The 15,221-nt window shown below is 69.4% G+C and carries 14 protein-coding genes; 4 read left to right on the forward strand and 10 right to left on the reverse strand.

Going from position 1 to position 15,221, the window contains the following annotated elements; translation table 11 throughout:
- The first annotated feature begins 35 nt into the window (after positions 1-35).
- The 4 genes from ASF32_RS08535 (at position 36) to ASF32_RS08550 (ending at position 3,975) form a co-directional block, all read left to right on the forward strand.
- Positions 36-836: a HAMP domain-containing sensor histidine kinase gene (locus ASF32_RS08535; protein ID WP_082470221.1), complete on the forward strand. Its 801-nt coding sequence runs from the start codon at positions 36-38 to the stop codon at positions 834-836.
- Positions 818-2,773: an ATP-binding protein gene (locus tag ASF32_RS08540; RefSeq protein ID WP_056426388.1), complete on the forward strand. Its 1,956-nt coding sequence runs from the start codon at positions 818-820 to the stop codon at positions 2,771-2,773. The genes ASF32_RS08535 and ASF32_RS08540 overlap by 19 nt, the downstream gene beginning before the upstream one ends.
- Positions 2,770-3,441, forward strand: coding sequence for a response regulator transcription factor (locus tag ASF32_RS08545; protein WP_056426391.1), 672 nt, complete (start codon positions 2,770-2,772; stop codon positions 3,439-3,441). The genes ASF32_RS08540 and ASF32_RS08545 overlap by 4 nt, the downstream gene beginning before the upstream one ends.
- 141 nt (positions 3,442-3,582) lie before the next feature.
- Complete coding sequence (locus tag ASF32_RS08550) at positions 3,583-3,975, forward strand: response regulator (protein ID WP_056426393.1); 393 nt, start codon at positions 3,583-3,585, stop codon at positions 3,973-3,975.
- A gap of 21 nt (positions 3,976-3,996) precedes the next feature.
- On the opposite strand, the gene ASF32_RS08555 is transcribed toward ASF32_RS08550, so the two are convergent.
- The 10 genes from ASF32_RS08555 to ASF32_RS08600 all read right to left on the reverse strand — a co-directional run bounded on the left by ASF32_RS08555 (position 3,997) and on the right by ASF32_RS08600 (position 15,219).
- Positions 3,997-4,833 carry an alpha/beta hydrolase gene (locus tag ASF32_RS08555; RefSeq protein WP_056426397.1) on the reverse strand — a complete coding sequence of 279 codons (837 nt, stop codon included), beginning with the start codon at positions 4,831-4,833 and terminating at the stop codon, positions 3,997-3,999.
- 124 nt (positions 4,834-4,957) lie between these two features.
- Positions 4,958-5,377, reverse strand: a complete 420-nt coding sequence (locus ASF32_RS08560) for a lysozyme inhibitor LprI family protein (RefSeq protein ID WP_056426401.1) — start codon at positions 5,375-5,377, stop codon at positions 4,958-4,960.
- A gap of 143 nt (positions 5,378-5,520) precedes the next feature.
- On the reverse strand, positions 5,521-5,718 hold the full coding sequence (locus tag ASF32_RS08565; RefSeq protein ID WP_056426402.1) for a hypothetical protein: 198 nt from the start codon (positions 5,716-5,718) through the stop codon (positions 5,521-5,523).
- 85 nt (positions 5,719-5,803) lie between these two features.
- Positions 5,804-6,538, reverse strand: a complete 735-nt coding sequence (locus tag ASF32_RS08570) for a hypothetical protein (protein ID WP_200919074.1) — start codon at positions 6,536-6,538, stop codon at positions 5,804-5,806.
- A gap of 117 nt (positions 6,539-6,655) precedes the next feature.
- Positions 6,656-7,981, reverse strand: coding sequence for a hypothetical protein (locus ASF32_RS08575; protein WP_056426406.1), 1,326 nt, complete (start codon positions 7,979-7,981; stop codon positions 6,656-6,658).
- A 9-nt stretch (positions 7,982-7,990) separates the two neighbouring features.
- Positions 7,991-9,358 (reverse strand): peptidoglycan-binding protein, encoded by a 1,368-nt coding sequence (locus ASF32_RS08580; protein ID WP_056426409.1) that lies wholly within the window; start codon positions 9,356-9,358, stop codon positions 7,991-7,993.
- A complete protein-coding gene (locus ASF32_RS08585; RefSeq protein ID WP_056426412.1) occupies positions 9,355-10,716 on the reverse strand; it encodes a hypothetical protein in 1,362 nt (453 codons plus the stop codon). The genes ASF32_RS08580 and ASF32_RS08585 overlap by 4 nt, the downstream gene beginning before the upstream one ends.
- Positions 10,713-12,092 (reverse strand): hypothetical protein, encoded by a 1,380-nt coding sequence (locus tag ASF32_RS08590; RefSeq protein ID WP_056426415.1) that lies wholly within the window; start codon positions 12,090-12,092, stop codon positions 10,713-10,715. The genes ASF32_RS08585 and ASF32_RS08590 overlap by 4 nt, the downstream gene beginning before the upstream one ends.
- Before the next feature lie 19 nt (positions 12,093-12,111).
- Positions 12,112-14,058, reverse strand: coding sequence for an AAA family ATPase (locus ASF32_RS08595; protein WP_056426420.1), 1,947 nt, complete (start codon positions 14,056-14,058; stop codon positions 12,112-12,114).
- 66 nt (positions 14,059-14,124) lie between these two features.
- Positions 14,125-15,219 carry an AAA family ATPase gene (locus tag ASF32_RS08600; RefSeq protein ID WP_056426424.1) on the reverse strand — a complete coding sequence of 365 codons (1,095 nt, stop codon included), beginning with the start codon at positions 15,217-15,219 and terminating at the stop codon, positions 14,125-14,127.
- Between the last annotated feature and the right edge of the window lie 2 nt (positions 15,220-15,221).

Here is a 15,221-nt window from a genome sequence, read left to right on the forward strand (position 1 = left end):
CCGCCGTCCAGGCCACCGGGAATGGGGAGATGACGATGCTTCAGGCCGTTCATGCGCAGAGCCCGGCGGGACGGGTGGAGGCCGGTATGAGCGCCGAGACGGCCTGTGCCGCCATGTCCCGTCTCCTTGCCGTGGCTGGGCACGACCTGAAGCAGCCGCTCCAGGTCGCCGTCATGGCCATTGAGCGCGCGCTGCAGCGCAGCTCCGACCCGGAGGTCGCCGCTCGCCTCGGCATAGCAACGGGCGCGCTTCACCGGCTGGGACACGAGCTCGACGACCTCGCGCGCTCATCGCAACTCCGCAACGGGCCGGTGATCCGACGCGAAGCCGTATGCCTGCGCCACATGTTCGAGGAACTGCAGGCGGAGTGGGGCGGTCATGCTCGTGCCTGCGGGATCACGCTTCGCTTCCGGCCATCGGCGAGGATGGTCGACACCGATCCGACGATGCTCATGGCGATCCTGCGCAACCTCATCGGCAATGCGATCAAATATTCCCGCTGCGACGGGACCGTTCTGATCGGATGCCGCAGGCGTGGGCAGCATCTGGCGATCGCGGTGTACGACCAGGGCGAGGGGATTCCGTCGTCCCGGTGCGGAACGATCTTCGACGCCTTCGACCGTGGCGGGCGCGAGCATACCCAGCCGGGTCTCGGCCTCGGCCTGGCGATCGTGCGCCAGACGGCACTGGCCTTGGATCACAGGATCACGGTTCGGTCCGTGGAGGGTACGGGATCGCTATTCTCCGTGACGGTGCCGTTAGCCGGGCGACCGGACGACAGGGTGCGTCGGGGCGCCGTCGATGCCGCGGAGGGGCGATGGACGCGCCTGTCGTAGCGGCCCCCTCGCCTTTCCGCCCCGCCGCCCCGCCGGAGGGCCGGCGACCGGGCGGAATCCTGGGCATCGTCGCCCTCGGCCTCGCCCTGGTCATCTTCCTCGTCGACGCGTTCACGCCGCTCGAAGGCGCGGTGGCCGTGCTTTACGTGGTCGTCGTGCTCATCGCCGCGCGAGCATTCCAGCGGAACGGGGTGATCCTGACGGCGTCCGGGTGTCTCATCCTAACGGCCGTCGCCTATTTCCTGTCGCATCGCCTGTTCGACAGTGACTCGGCGCTGCTGCGCGCCCTGGTCAGCCTCGCGGCCATCGCGATCAGCGCGCTCCTGGTGCTTCGCAATCAATCCGCAGCCCGCATCCTCGCGGAGCAGGCCGAACTGCTCGAACTCACCCACGATCCGATCTTCGTGCGTACGCCCACCGACACGGTGACGTTCTGGAATCGCGCCGCGGAAGACCTCTATGGCTGGCGCCGGGACGAGGTTCGGGGGCGCAACGTGCACGTCCTCTTGCGTACGGCCTTTCCGGATGGGGAGGCGGCTATCCGGGACGCGCTGATGCGGAACGGGCGGTGGGAGGGTGAACTCGTCCAGACGGTGCGGTCGGGCGCCAGGGTCGTCGTCGAGAGCCGCTGGTCGCTCCAGCGCAATGCGGATGGTCAGCCGCTCGCTGTCCTGGAGACCAATACCGACATCACGGAGCGCAAGCGCGCCCACGCCGCCCTGGCGGAAAGCGAGCGGCGCTACCGTACCATCTTCGACACGGCCCGCGTGGCGATCCTGCAGCAGGATTGGCGCCAGGTGAAGGCGGTCATCGACGCGGTCCCGCGCGATTCGGGGATGTCCCTCGGCACCTATCTCGACGATCATCCGGAGGTCGTCCGCGACCTGCGCCGCAGCGTCACCATCGTGGATGCCAATGCCGAATTGCGGCGCTTGATCGGAGCCGATACGGGCGCCGCAGCGCCGCAATCCCTCGACGCCTTCCTGTTCGAAGACGAGCCGACCTTCGTCGAGTCGTTGCTGGCGCTGGCGCGGGGCGAGACCTTCTTCGAGGGGGAGACCGTGATCCGCTCGCTTTCGGGGGAGCGGGTGCCGATCCTCTTCGGCATCACCTTTCCGTCCCATGCGGATGGGTTCGAGTGCGTGCTGGTCTTCGCCCTCGACATCACCGAGCGTAAGCAGGCGCAGGAAGCGCTGTTGGCGCTTCAGTCCGAGCTCGCCCATACGGCGCGCGTGACGACGCTGGGCGAACTCACCGCCTCCATCGCCCATGAGGTCAATCAGCCCCTCGCGGCCATCGTGACCAATGGCGAGGCGGCGTTGCGCTGGCTGAAGCGGAGCCCGCCGGATCTCGGCGAAGTCTCGGCCGCGGTGACGCGGGTCGTGGCGAGCGGCACCCGCGCCGGCGAGATCGTCTCGCGGATCCGCACTTTCCTCGCCAAGGCGCCGCCCCCGCGCGACTGGCTCGATCTGCGCGAGATGATCGGGGAAGCCGTACTTCTCGTCGAACGCGAGATGGTACGCCATGACGTGCGATTGGTGCGTGACGTGGCGGCCGACGTGACGCCGGTCCATGGCGACCGGGTTCAGCTGCAGCAGGTGCTCATCAACCTGATGGTGAATGCCATCCAGGCCATGGCGACGGTCATCGGGCGGCCCCGTCTCCTGATCATCCGCGTCGCCCCGGACGGGACCGAGCATGTCCGCGTCACTGTCGCCGATAGCGGGCGGGGAATCGCGGCGGAGGCCGTCGAACGGATCTTCCAGCCGTTCTTCACCACCAAGGCGGACGGGATGGGCATGGGACTGGCGATCTGCCGCTCGATCGTCGAAGCGCATGGCGGTCGCCTCTGGATCGGTGGCCATCACGATCGCGACGATGGTCCGGGCGCCGCCTTCCACTTCACCATACCGATGACGGCCGAGAGGGGATCATGATCCGAGGTAATGCGGCAGGGCCGGCACGCGCATCGATTGCGAGGCAGACCGTGTTCGTCGTCGATGACGACCCGGATATCCGGGATGCCCTATCGGGTCTTCTCCGCTCCATCGATCTTACCTGCGCTGCCTTCGCGTCGGTGGCGGAGTTCCTCGCCGCGCCGCGTCCCCTGGGCGCCGGATGCCTCGTGGTCGATGTCCGCCTGCCGGGCGTGAGCGGCCTCGAGTTCCAGACTCAGCTCGGCGCCCTGGGGATCGATCTGCCTATGATCCTGATGACCGGGCACGGCGATATTCCGATGACGGTGAAAGCCATGAAGGCCGGAGCGGTCGATTTCCTCGCCAAGCCGTTCCGAGAACAGGATCTTCTCGACGCGATCGGCACGGCGTTGGCGCGCGACGCGGTCCAGCGCAGCGCGCATGCGGCCCTCGACGATCTCAGGGCCGATTACGAGACCCTCACTGCGCGGGAGCGGGAGGTGATGGCGCAGGTCACCGCCGGCCTGATGAACAAGCAGGTCGCTGGCAATCTCGGCCTCAGCGAGATCACGGTGAAGATCCACCGGCGCCACGTCATGCGCAAGATGAAGGCGCGCTCCCTGGCCGATCTGGTTCGGAGTGCCGAGTCCCTCGGGATCTCCCATGCCGGCGGTGCGCCGACGCGGTGACCGATCTGCCGGCCTTTGCCGAAAGGTGGGGCCCGGCAAACCTCCGTATGATTCCAACCCACGGCGCGAGGGGCCATATCTCGGCCTGGGCCAACCCTCCCCGATCACGGGGACCGGGCGGTGAACCCTTAGGTCAGTGGAATGCCAGCTCCGCCTGTGATCGCGATCGTCGACGACGACGAGGACGTGCGCGTGGCGACCGGAAGCCTCGTCCGCTCCCTCGGCTACACCGCCCGCATCTATGCCTCGGCCCGCGACTTCCTGGCTACCTGTTCCTCGGACGCGCCCGACTGTGTCATTACTGACGTGCAGATGCCCGGCATGACCGGCGTTGAGATGCAGAAGGGTCTGCGCGCCCTGGGATCGCGGGTGCCGGTGATCTTCGTGACGGCGTTCCCGACCGAGGCCCTGCGCGAAACCCTTCTGGCGGCGGGCGCCAGTGACTTCCTGGGCAAGCCCTGCGACGGCGCCACGATCATCCGCTCGCTGGAGCAGGCGCTGACGGGGCGGTCGACGAGGGACGCGACGGCGTGACCGCCGTCGCGAAAACCCGGATCAGCCTTTTACGAAGGCGAGGAGGTCGGGGTTGATGACGTCGTGGTGGGTGGTGAGCATCCCGTGCGGAAAGCCGGGATAGGTCTTGAGCGTGCCATTGGTCAGGAGTTCGACCGATTTCAGCGCAGAATCGGCGATGGGAACGATCTGGTCGTCGTCCCCATGCAGGACCAGCGTCGGCACGGTGATGGCTTTCAGATCGTCCGTCTGGTCGGTCTCTGAGAACGCCGCGATGCCGTCGTAATGGGCCTTCGTGCTGCCCATCATGCCCTGGCGCCACCAATTCTGGATCACGCCCTGTTGCACCGTCGCGCCGTCGCGGTTGAACCCGTAGAAGGGCCCGCTCGCCACATCGAGGAAGAACTGCGCGCGGTTCGCGGCGGTGGCCGCGCGGAACCCGTCGAACACCTCGATCGGCAGGCCTTCGGGATTGGCTTCCGTCTTGACCATCAGCGGCGGCACCGCGGAGACCAGCACGGCCTTGGCCACGCGTCCGGCCGGCTCTCCGTGCCTCGCTACATAGCGGGCGACCTCGCCGCCGCCGGTGGAATGACCGATATGCACGGCGTTCCGCAGGTCCAGCGCTTCCGTCACCGCGAAGGCGTCGGCGGCGTAGTGATCCATGTCATGGCCGCTATCGACCTGGGCCGAGCGGCCATGACCGCGTCGGTCATGCGCCACGACCCGGTAGCCGTGCTGCAGGAAGAACAGGATCTGCGCGTCCCAATCGTCCGAGGAGAGCGGCCAGCCATGGTGAAACATAATCGGCTGGGCGCTCTTGGAACCCCAATCCTTGTAGAAGATCTCGACGCCGTCCTTGGTCGTGACGAAGGGCATGGAAGGCTATCCTGTTCGGGAGGGAGATGGTCCGAGCTATGGAAGCAAGGCGCCGAGTCGGATTGACGATTCGCGTCACCGCTTGGACGAATGCGCCATTGCCGATGCCTTCGGTCGGACGGCCCTACTCGGCGAGCAGGCTTTCCAGGAAGAACACCCGCCGCGCCGTCTCATCGAGATTGCAGCTCGAGGCGGCGATCAGGTCCATGGTTCCACCTCCTCCGAAGATCATCGTCAGCTTGCAGGAGGCGGTCCTGTAGGCCAGCCAACCCCGCTGAGAATCGCGGAGCGCGGTCTTCTCCTCGTCCGTCGATTTGCGCATGAGCGTCTGGTAGGCGGCGTTCAGCTTCTTGTCCTGCAGCGACAGTTCAGCGGACGCACAATCCAGCATCTCGGCTGTGACGCCACCGGATTTGTCCATGCATTTATCGTAGTCCGGGGAATATTTCTGCGTATTCATGCCGGCGGCGTAGGACGGCTCGACGACGATGCTGCCGAGCAGGCTGACCATCACGGCGACGGGAAAGGCGAATGTGCGATTCATCGGGACCTTCAGTTCTCCAGACAAGAACAGCCATGATTTGACCGGTGTGAAGCCGGCTCTGAGGGGCCGTGGGAGCCGGACGGCATGGTGCCCGGTTCTAAGCAATCATCCCGCTCCGCAAGGCGCTGCCGGTCATCCCCCCGTCAGCGCATCAGCCACGACACCAGCCAGATGCCGCCTGCAAGGACGGCCCCGAAGATCAGTGTCTGGACGAGGATGTAGACCAGCAGGATTCGTCGCGGAAAATGCGCGCGCGTGGCGGCATTCAGCATCTGCCGCACGCGTGCGACATAGAGGATCGCGCCGAGGGCGACGATCGCCCCGATGAGAAGCTGCGTCATCGCCTCACTGCACCGCTCGGCAGGTCATCGGCGGCGGTGCTGCGGCAGCGCTCGCGCGGACCACCGGATTCCGAGACGGGACACCTCACAGCTGAGGCATGGGAGCCGGACGGGGCCGGGGCGCGGGCGCCATTTCCCGCGGGGCGGGCGGAGACGCCGGGGCTTCGACGCGGGCGGGAGGCGCGGAGGCGGTAGCGCCCGGTGCATTGGCCGCCTTCGCAGGGGGAGATTCCGGGGCCTGCCGGGTAGCGGGCGTCGCCTCTCGGACCGTGTCGCGCAGGAAGTCGCCGGTGCTGGCGGCCCGCGCCGCCGGTGCCGTCGCGGTGGTTCCGGCGGCCTGGCCCGCGCCGTTGCCGCGCGGGGCCGGCGCCTGCGAGACGGCGGGAGCCTGGCGGCGTTCGCCCTCCGGCACCCTGATCCGGAAGGTGTAGGGCACCGTCGTCCCGTCGCCGAAGGTCACGGCGACGGACAGGGTATCGAGACCGGAAAAATCGGGCCGTGCGGTGTAGAAGATCGACATCGAATCCTTCTTCACGTCCTCGCAGCCATCCACCTGCGGAATTGTGGCGCCTCGCTCGTCGATCTTGCTGCCGAGTACTCTCAGCTCCCGCCGGGTTTCGACGCGCCCGCCGCGCGGCGGTGAGACGAGGCTGATCAAGGCCGCCTTGGAACGGCACCCTTGCTGGGGAAAATAATGGGTGAAGCCCTGGAGGAAGATCCGCTGGCCCGGACGGGCGGTCTTGTTCTCCGTCTCCGCGAGCGCCGGCAGCACGAGGCCATGCCCGAGGAGGCCGGCGAGCGCCAAGGATCGGAGGGTCAAGGATCGGAAATCCGAGCATCGCAGCGGCGCGGTGGACCGGAGGGCCGCGTTCGGGAGGCGGTGTGTCATGGGCTTCTCCTCGGCTTCGGGATGGAACGGGCGAGTCGTGGCTGGCGCTCAGCCGGGGCTGGACCGCTCCAGGACCGGCTTGCCGCCATCCGTGCGGAAGCGGACGGTGTAGGTGCTGTTGGACGTCTGGGCGCTGCACGTGATCACCACGGGGCCGCCCATGGGGTTGGGCATCTCGCAGACGCCCTTGGCCTTCACGAGGAGGCTCTGGCCGCGCTCCTCGTACATCACTTCGTCGATGGGCTGACGCAGGGTGCCGCTCTCGACCCATCCCTTCGCCGATGCGAGGAAGCTGACCTCCCGGTCGTCGGAGGTTCCGAACACGAACTCGGCACGCGCCGACCCGGTGGTGGAGGAATTCCTGGCGGTGGGGGCGCAGGACGCGGTGATGTCCTCGCCATCGATCACCAGCGATTCGCAGCGGCCCTTGAAGGTCAACTTCAGGACCATCCCCGGCGGTGTCTCCCCCGTCTCCGCCCCCGTCCCCGCATTGTCCCGGGGCACGGGCGGCGAGGCCGGGCGCGCGGTCTCGGTCGGCGGCACGCGGCCCGGATCGGTACCGGCGGCGGGCCGGTCCGACGCGTCGCGAGATTGTCCGGCCTGCCAGACACAGAGACGCGCGCCCGCACCCTCCCAGCACGGCCCCTTGGGCGCCAGGGTGCCGAGGGGAGCCGTCGCCTGCGGTGCGCCGGGGCGCTCGTTCCACGAGGCGGTGGCCTTCTGCGGGTCCCGTGGATCGCGGGTGAGCCGCGCGATGAAGTCCAGCCCTCCCCTGGCATAGGACCGGACCTCGAATCCGCCCGCCCCGTCCTGTCCGGCATCCGCCCGGAACTGGCAGGGGCCGTCGATCCGCGCCGCGCCCCCGACCTCGATGAGGCAATCGGCGGTGCGGGGCGCGCCGATCCCGGGTGCCGGCGCGACGCCGCCCCCGGCGAAACCGGGACGGCCCTCGCCGATCTTCCAGGCGCAGGTCCGGGTGCGTGGCCCGGTCCAGCAGGCCCCGCCGGAGGTGACGGCTTCGGAGGGACCCTCGTCGGGCTTGCCGCCGGGCGTCTCGTTCCATGTCGCCGTGCCGCTTCCGGGGCTCGTCACCGCCACCACCACCCCGTAGCGGAGGTAGCCGTTCTCGTAACTGGCGAGACGGAACCCGCCCGTCCCGTAGCTGTGCGCGTCGGTCAGGAACTCGCAGACGCCGTTGATGGCGATCCTGCCATCGGCCTCGACGTAGCAATCGGCCTTGCGGACCTTGATCTGCGCCTCGGCGGCGCCGGGCAGGACGAGGCCGAGCCCGACGATCCCCGCCAGGAGGGCGAGGCAGCACCGGGCCAGCCGCACCGGGTACGCCAGGGAATTCGAACCGCGATCCGCCGCCACGGGCATCTCCTAAGGGTTGCCGAGGAGGCGGCGCGCCGCCTGGATGGTCCGGTCGTTACGCTGATCGACGATACGGCCGTGATAAAGATTCCGGTCGACCAGTCGCTGCTGCAGCGCCGCCCAGAAGCCGGCGCCCCACCGGTCCTCGCTGAGATTCTGAATGATGTCCGTTGACTTCAATTCGAGGGCGCGGATCGTCATGTCCGCCGCCTTTCCGGGCGCGCGGGGGAGATTGGAGCCGCCGATATCGTAGAGGAAGGCCGCCGCCGCGGCCGCTGGCGCGAAGGACCGCTCCGCCACAAGGCGGTCGAGATAGCGGCTCGCCAGGGCGGCGTCGGGCGCGGTGATCCGCTGCTTGTTGGTGTTGGCCGGGGACAGGAGGAGTGCGTAGAGATACTGCGCCACCGATACGCCGTTCTCCGCCAGGGCGCGAAGCTTCCCCTCGGCGGCGGCGTCGGTGGTCGCGCTCTTGAAGAGCGCCATCATCTCGTCGGTGCTCGGCGCCGGCGCCGTGGGGCGCGCCTGGGGCGGCGGCTGGCCCGGATCGGTGGGCCGAGCCTGCGGAGCGGCGGCGGTGCCGGACAGGGCACGGATGGCCGCCTGGGTCTGGGGCGTCGCCGCCCCGTCGGCCGGTCCGGAATAGAAGCCGCGCCGGGTGAGATTGCGCTGGATCGCGGCCACGAGATCGGAGGGCTGGCGGCCGAGATCGTCGGTGAAGGTGCCGATGGCCAGCGGCAGCTTGGCCGCCACCGTGTCCATGTAGATGTCGGCGGCCTTCTGAGGGTCTTTCGGCACGCCGCTCTCCGCGTCGGCGTAGCAGCCGGCGAACCAGAAGAGCGTCGACCAGGAGTTCAGATAGTTGTTCCGGATCGCGACCGGGTTCGCCTGAAAGGCGAGCCCGTAGCGACAGCCGCGCTTGAGGTCGTACTGGCCGCGCCCGCGGTTGAGCAGGAGATCGGTCATGCCCCGCTGGGCCCCCGGATAACCGAGATCGGCGGGCTTCTGATAATAGTTCAGGGCGGTGGCGGCATCGGGCTTGACGGGGTTCTTGACGTAGATCCCGGCCCATTCGGGATTGTGGAGGGCGCCCATGAAGGAGCGGGCGGAGATGTCGCCGGCATCCGCCGCGGCCTTCAGTTTCTCGAAGGCGGCCTTGTCGCCATCCTTGCCGGCCTTGTCGAGGAGGTCGAGATAGATCTTCTCGCTGTCCTTGCTGTCGGCGGGTTTGCCCCAATCCGCCGTGGGTTTCAGCAAGAGCAGCGCGAGGCCGGCCACGAGGGCGATGGCGGCCTGGGGCAGGACGAGCCAGGCGGAACGGTAGCGCGCATCCGCGTACCAGAGCGCCGCGTGCGCGCCGAGCCGGTCGGTCCCGCTCACGACTTCGCCTTCATGTAGGCGCGCAGGGCCGTGATGACGGCGGGGTTGCGCTTGTTCTCGACGGGGAGCGTGTAGAAGCCGCGGGCGGTCAATTCGGCCTGGAGGGCGCCCCAGAACGGGCCGCTCCAACTGCCCGCTTCCTCGAACAGCAGCCAGAAGGTGACTTGGTCGTCCTTGAGGTCGACGCCGCGCAGGGCGAGGGCGGCCGCCTTCTTCGGATCCTTGGCGACGTTGCCCCAGCCTTGATCGTAGATCGAGGCGGCCTCCCCCGCCGCCATGACGTTGCCGGCGGCGGCTGCCCGCTCGTAATACGCGACGGCGACCTGCGCATCCGGCGCGAAGACCTGCCCCTTGTTCCGCACCGGGTTGAACAGGCGCGCATAGGCGATCTGCGCGTCCGCGTCGCCGGAATCGGCCCGGCTCTTGAGCTGAGCCATCTTGCCCCGGTCTCCCGCCATGGCGGCGCCCGCCAGGGCCGTGACTTCCGGGTCCGGCCCGCTCGGCGCCACCTTGCGCGGCTCGGGCCGCGGGGCCGCGACGGTGTTCCGGATCCCGGCCTCCACCTGGAGGGCGGTGACGATGGCGGGATTGGCGCGCCCGTCCACGAGGCCGATATAGCGCCCGGACTTGGCGAGATGGCGCTGGATCCCCGCCACCAGGGCCGGGCTCTGCATGCCGAGATTGTTGACGAAGGCGTCGATGGTCGGCTGGTGCTTGCGCCACAGCACCGCGGTCACCAGCTCGCCCGCCCTGACGGGATCCTGCGGCAGGCCGCTCTCGGGCTCGACATAGCATTTGGCGAGCTTGACGGTGACGCGCTCCTCGCCCGTAATCGTGCGGTTGAGCGTCTCCGGGTCGTCCATCCAGGTCTGGGCGAGGCGGCAGCCGCGCTTGAGGTCACCATTGGGATTGGCCGGATCGAGGAGCACGTCGGCCAGGCGCGTGATCGCCAGGAGGTCGCCCGCCGCGGCGCCGGGAGCATAGAGGGCGGCGGCCCGGGAGAAGTCGTTGGGCGACGGCTTCTTCGGGAAATAGGCGGCGGTCAGCGGGTCGTAGAGCGTGCCGAGCTTGGTCGCGGCGTCGATCTGGTTGCGCGTGGCCGCGGCGGTGAGTTCCTGGAACGCCTTGAGGTCGCCCTCCTTGCCGGCCCGGTCGCGCAAGGTCGTCAGCTCGGCCACCCGCGCCTTCGAGGCGGTGGCCGGCTGGCCCCATTCCCCCTGCGCGGCCAGGGACAGGCACAGCCCCGCCAGCCCCAGCGTCACCACCTGCGGCAGGCCGAACCAGGCCAGGCGGTAGCGGGCATCGCCGTACCATAGGGCCGCGTGCGCGCGCAGCCACTCGTCTCGCGCGTTGCTCATGGTCTCGATGGGCTCCGGGCCGTCCCGTTCGCCTGGGCGAAGCGTCGGATCGCGGCGATGACCGCGTCGTTGCGGCGGCTCTCGACCGGGTTGGTGTAGATGCCTCGCGCCGCCAGCGCCCGCTGGAGCGCTCCCCAGAAGGCGGGGCTCCAGGTCGCGCCGAAGACCGGGTCCGTCAGAAAGACCTGGTAGCCCGGATCGAGCTCGAGCTGGCGAAGGATGAGGGAGGCCGCCCGGTCCGGGTCCTTCTCCAGGGCGCCCGCGCCCTTGTCGTAGAGACCCGCCGCCTGGGCGGCGGCGTCGCGGGCGCCGGCCGCTGCGGCCCGCTCGAAATTGGCGGCGGACCGCCGGGCGTCCGGCGCGAAGACCTCACCCTTGTTGAGGAACGGGCTGTAGAGGTAGCCGAGGGTCGCCAGCGCGGTGGCATTCCCCCGGTCGGCGATGGCCTGGACCCGCGCCAGGGCGGCGAGATCCCGGGTCGCCGCCTGGGCGAGGCTGCGGAACTCCTCCGCCGTCAGGCCGGTGCCGGTCTCGGCGCGGCGCTCCGGGGCGGGCTCCGGCAGGAACGGGCGCAGGCCCGCCTCCCGTTCCAACGCCGCGATCGTCTCGGGGTGGACGAGCCCGTCTACCGGACCGGTGTAGCGGCCGACGGTCCGCGCCGCCATCGCCTCCTGCAGCGCGCGGATCAGCGCGGGCTTGTGCAGCCCAAGGCCGCGCACATAGGCGCGGATCGACGGTTCGTATTTCAGCCGGAGTGTGTCGACGATGAGGTCGCCGGCCCGCCGCGGATCCTGGGGAATGCCGCTCTCGGCATCGACGAGGCAGCGGGCGAGCTTCTCGGCCAGGCGCTCCTCCCCGCGGAGCATGTCCCGCGTCGTCGCCGGATGGTCGAGCCAGGCCTTGGCCAGGCGGCATCCCCGTGTCCGGTCGTCGCCCGGGTTGAAATCCTCGAGCAGCAGGTCGGCGAGGCGCGCCATGGCGGCGGGATCCCCGGCATCGCTGCCGGCCCGGTAAAGCTCGGTTGCGCGCCCACGATCGCTCGGCACGGTCTTGCGCGGGAATCGTCCGGCGACGAGGGGATCGTAGAGGGTCGCCAGCCGGGTCGCGGCGTCGATCTCCCCCGCCTTGGCTCCGGCCGCGAGCTGGTTCAGCGCGGCGGCGTCGCCCTCCCCGCCCGCGCGGTCGCGCAGGATTTCGAGTTCGGCGGCGCGCTGCCGGGACCCGGTGGCGGGCCGACCCCATTCGCCCTGCGCCACGAGGGCGAAGAGCAGGTTGGCGAGCAGAACGGTGCCGGCCTGCGGCAGGGCGAGCCAGGCCAGCCGGTACCAGGGATCCTCGTACCACAGGCTGCCATGGACGGCGGCGCGCGCGGTCATCGTGCCGGATCTCATGCGGTCACGACGCCGTGGCGGAGGGCGCCGCGCCCCCGATGGCGCGCTCCACGTCGACGAGTTCGAACTGGCCGTGATCGCCGAGCGGATCGGCCGAGAGCCGCAGGGCCTGGGCCTCGCGCAGGCGCTCGAGGAGCGTGCGCATCTCGCGCGCGTTCGCCCAGTCGCGGCCTTGCGCGCGCCGCTCGATCCACGGGAGCAGCACGGTCTCGAACCGGGCCGGCAGCCGGAACGATTGCCGGGTCGCCATCAGGCGCAGGATTTCGAGGAGATCGTAGGGATCGTAGGCCGGGAACTCGATCGTCTTGGTGAAGCGGCCGGCAAGCCCCGGATTGGTGTCGATGAACCGGCTCATGTCCTCGGTGTAGCCGGCCACGATGACGATGATCCGGTCGCGGTTGTCCTCCATGAACTTCAGCAGGGTGTCGATCGCCTCCTTGCCGAAATCGCTACCGCCGCCTGCGGCCAGCGTGTAGGCCTCGTCGATGAACAGGATGCCGTCCAGGGCCTCCTTGCAGCGCTCCAGGGTCCGCGCCGCGGTCTGCCCGACATAGCCCGCCACTAGCCCGGCGCGGTCGACCTCCACCACATGGCCCTTCCGCAGGACGCCCAAAGCCTTGAAGATGTCGCCCATGATGCGCGCCACCTCGGTCTTGCCGACGCCGGGAGGACCGGTGAACACCATGTGCTGGCTCACCGCGCCGACCTCGATGCCCTCCGCGCGCCGCTTGGCATCCACCAGGACCCGCGCCACCACGGTCTTCACCTGCTGCTTGACCGGGGCGAGCCCGATCATCGCCTCGAGGCGGCCGATGACCCTGCGCGCCTCCTCCATGTCGATCGCGCCTGCGCCCTGGCTGCCGAGGGCGGCGGCGATGTCCGAGGGTTCGAACCGGTTGATGTCGCCGCCGGGATGGGCAGAGAGCCGCATCGCCTGGGCCTGGCGGGCCTTCTCCAGCACCGTGCGCATCTCGCGGGCATTGGCCCAATCCTCGGCGCGGGAGCGGGCGCTCACATAGGGGATCAGCTCCTTCTGGAAGCCCTCCGGCAGGACGAAGCCCTGGTTGGCCGCCATGCGCTGCAGGATCTCGGCGAGTTCCGGCGGGCTGTAGGGCGGGAACTCGATCGTCTTGGTGAAACGGCTGGCGAGACCCGGATTGGTGTCGATGAACCGACGCATGTCGTTGGTGTAGCCGGCCACGATCACGATGATCCGGTCGCGGTTGTCCTCCATGAACTTCAGCAGGGTGTCGATCGCTTCCTTGCCGAAATCGCCGCCGCCGGCCCCGCCGGGTGCCAGCGCGTAGGCTTCGTCGATGAACAGGATGCCGTCGAGGGCCTCCTTGCAACGCTCCAGGGTCTTGATCGCGGTCTGGCCGGCATAGCCGGCCACCAGCCCGGCCCGGTCGACCTCGACGAGATGTCCCTTGCGCAGCACCTTCAGCGCCTTGAAGACGCTGCCGAGCACCCGCGCCACCTCGGTCTTGCCGACGCCGGGAGGGCCGGTGAAGACCATGTGCTGGCTCATGGCCGCCACGGGCAGGTTCTGGGCGCGGCGCTGCTGCTCCACCTGCATCCGGGCGATGACGCCCTTCACCTCCGCTTTCACCGGCGCGAGGCCGACCATGCCGTCCAGGGTCGCCAGCGCCGTGGCGAGGAGGTCCTTCTTCTCCACCGCCGCGCCGTCATCCTCGAACTGGATCGGGCGGATCTTCCGGTTCGCCCTCTCCTGATCCATCGCGCGCCGCATGCCGGCGATCCGCGCCGGAATGTAGGTGGCGGCGAGCAGGCCGCCGACGATTCCCCCCAGGATCAGGACGTTGCGCAGCAGGGCCGAGGGTGTCGCCGCCAGGGGGGCGAGCACGTCCGGCCGCAGGGCGACCACCAGGGCGGTCGCGCCGAGCACGATGGCCAGGAAGAGGGCGGCGGGATGCTTGTCGAGGCGTTCCATGGATGTGACGTGCCTTGATGCGGGTCGGGCGCGGTGCGTGTCGCGGTCCGGAAGGGGCGCTGGCCCTCAGGCGTCCTCGCCGATCGCGAAGAGCAGGTCGACGATCTCCAAGCGGCGCATGTCGCCGCCCTCCAGGGCGACGCGGGCGGCCTGCGCTTCGCGGGCCTTCTCCAGGAGGGTGCGCATCTCGCGGGCGTTCGACCAGTCGTCGGAACGGGAGCGCTGGGCGAGCCATGGGGTCAGCGCCGCCTCGAACCCCTCGGGCAGCGTGAATTGCTGGCGGGCGGCCATGCGCCGGAGGATCTCGCACAGCTCCTTCGGCTTGTAGGGCGGGAACTCGATGGTCTTGGTGAAGCGCCCGGCGAGCCCCGGATTGGTGTCGATGAACCTGCGCATGTCGTTGGTGTAGCCGGCCACGATCACGATGATCCGGTCGCGGTTGTCCTCCATGAACTTCAGCAGGGTGTCGATCGCCTCCTTGCCGAAATCGCCGCCGCCGGACCCGCCCGCGAGGGTGTAGGCCTCGTCGATGAAGAGCACCCCGTCGAGGGCCTCCTGGCACTTCTCCAGGGTCTTGGCGGCGGTCTGCCCGACATAGCCCGCCACCAGCCCGGCGCGGTCGACCTCCACGAGATGGCCTCGACGCAGGACGTTCAGGGCGCGGAAGATCTCGCCGATCGCCCGCGCCACCTCGGTCTTGCCGACGCCGGGCGGGCCGGTAAAGATCATGTGCTGGCTGATCGCCGAGACCGGTAGACCTTCCGCGCGGCGGCGCTGCTCCAGTTCGAGCCGGGCGATGAGGGCGTTGACCTCGCGCTTGACCGGCGCGAGGCCGACCATGCCCTCGAGCGTGGCGATGACCTCGTCGGGTGAACGTGCCTCGACGATGCGGCGCGGGGCGAAGAGCAGGCGCGGCAGGCTCAAGCCCCCGGCCGGTTGCCCCAGGCCCGCCTCGGCCCGCCGCGCGGCCGTGGCCGTCACCACGAGGCCGAGGGCGGCGAAGAGGGCGGCGGCCGACCCGATGGCGGCCTGCCACCGCAACTCGCTTCCGGCGGCGTTCCACCATGCCACCGGCCCGTATTCCGTGCTCATCAGCAAAGGCGTCAGGATCGCGACGAGAAGTCCCGAGATGACGAACGGGATGATGGCGGATTTCGACATCG

Source organism: Methylobacterium sp. Leaf91 (genome assembly GCF_001422815.1).
Classification (GTDB): Bacteria; Pseudomonadota; Alphaproteobacteria; order Rhizobiales; family Beijerinckiaceae; genus Methylobacterium.

Bases quoted from the DNA above. Each gene is read 5' to 3' on its own strand.
- ASF32_RS08535 (WP_082470221.1), top strand. From the start codon at position 36: ATGCTTCAGGCCGTTCATGCGCAGAGCCCGGCGGGACGGGTGGAGGCC.
- ASF32_RS08540 (WP_056426388.1), top strand. From the start codon at position 818: ATGGACGCGCCTGTCGTAGCGGCCCCCTCGCCTTTCCGCCCCGCCGCC.
- ASF32_RS08545 (WP_056426391.1), top strand. From the start codon at position 2,770: ATGATCCGAGGTAATGCGGCAGGGCCGGCACGCGCATCGATTGCGAGG.
- ASF32_RS08550 (WP_056426393.1), top strand. From the start codon at position 3,583: ATGCCAGCTCCGCCTGTGATCGCGATCGTCGACGACGACGAGGACGTG.
- ASF32_RS08555 (WP_056426397.1), bottom strand. From the start codon at position 4,833: ATGCCCTTCGTCACGACCAAGGACGGCGTCGAGATCTTCTACAAGGAT.
- ASF32_RS08560 (WP_056426401.1), bottom strand. From the start codon at position 5,377: ATGAATCGCACATTCGCCTTTCCCGTCGCCGTGATGGTCAGCCTGCTC.
- ASF32_RS08565 (WP_056426402.1), bottom strand. From the start codon at position 5,718: ATGACGCAGCTTCTCATCGGGGCGATCGTCGCCCTCGGCGCGATCCTC.
- ASF32_RS08585 (WP_056426412.1), bottom strand. From the start codon at position 10,716: ATGAGCAACGCGCGAGACGAGTGGCTGCGCGCGCACGCGGCCCTATGG.
- ASF32_RS08590 (WP_056426415.1), bottom strand. From the start codon at position 12,092: ATGACCGCGCGCGCCGCCGTCCATGGCAGCCTGTGGTACGAGGATCCC.
- ASF32_RS08595 (WP_056426420.1), bottom strand. From the start codon at position 14,058: ATGGAACGCCTCGACAAGCATCCCGCCGCCCTCTTCCTGGCCATCGTG.
- ASF32_RS08600 (WP_056426424.1), bottom strand. From the start codon at position 15,219: ATGTCGAAATCCGCCATCATCCCGTTCGTCATCTCGGGACTTCTCGTC.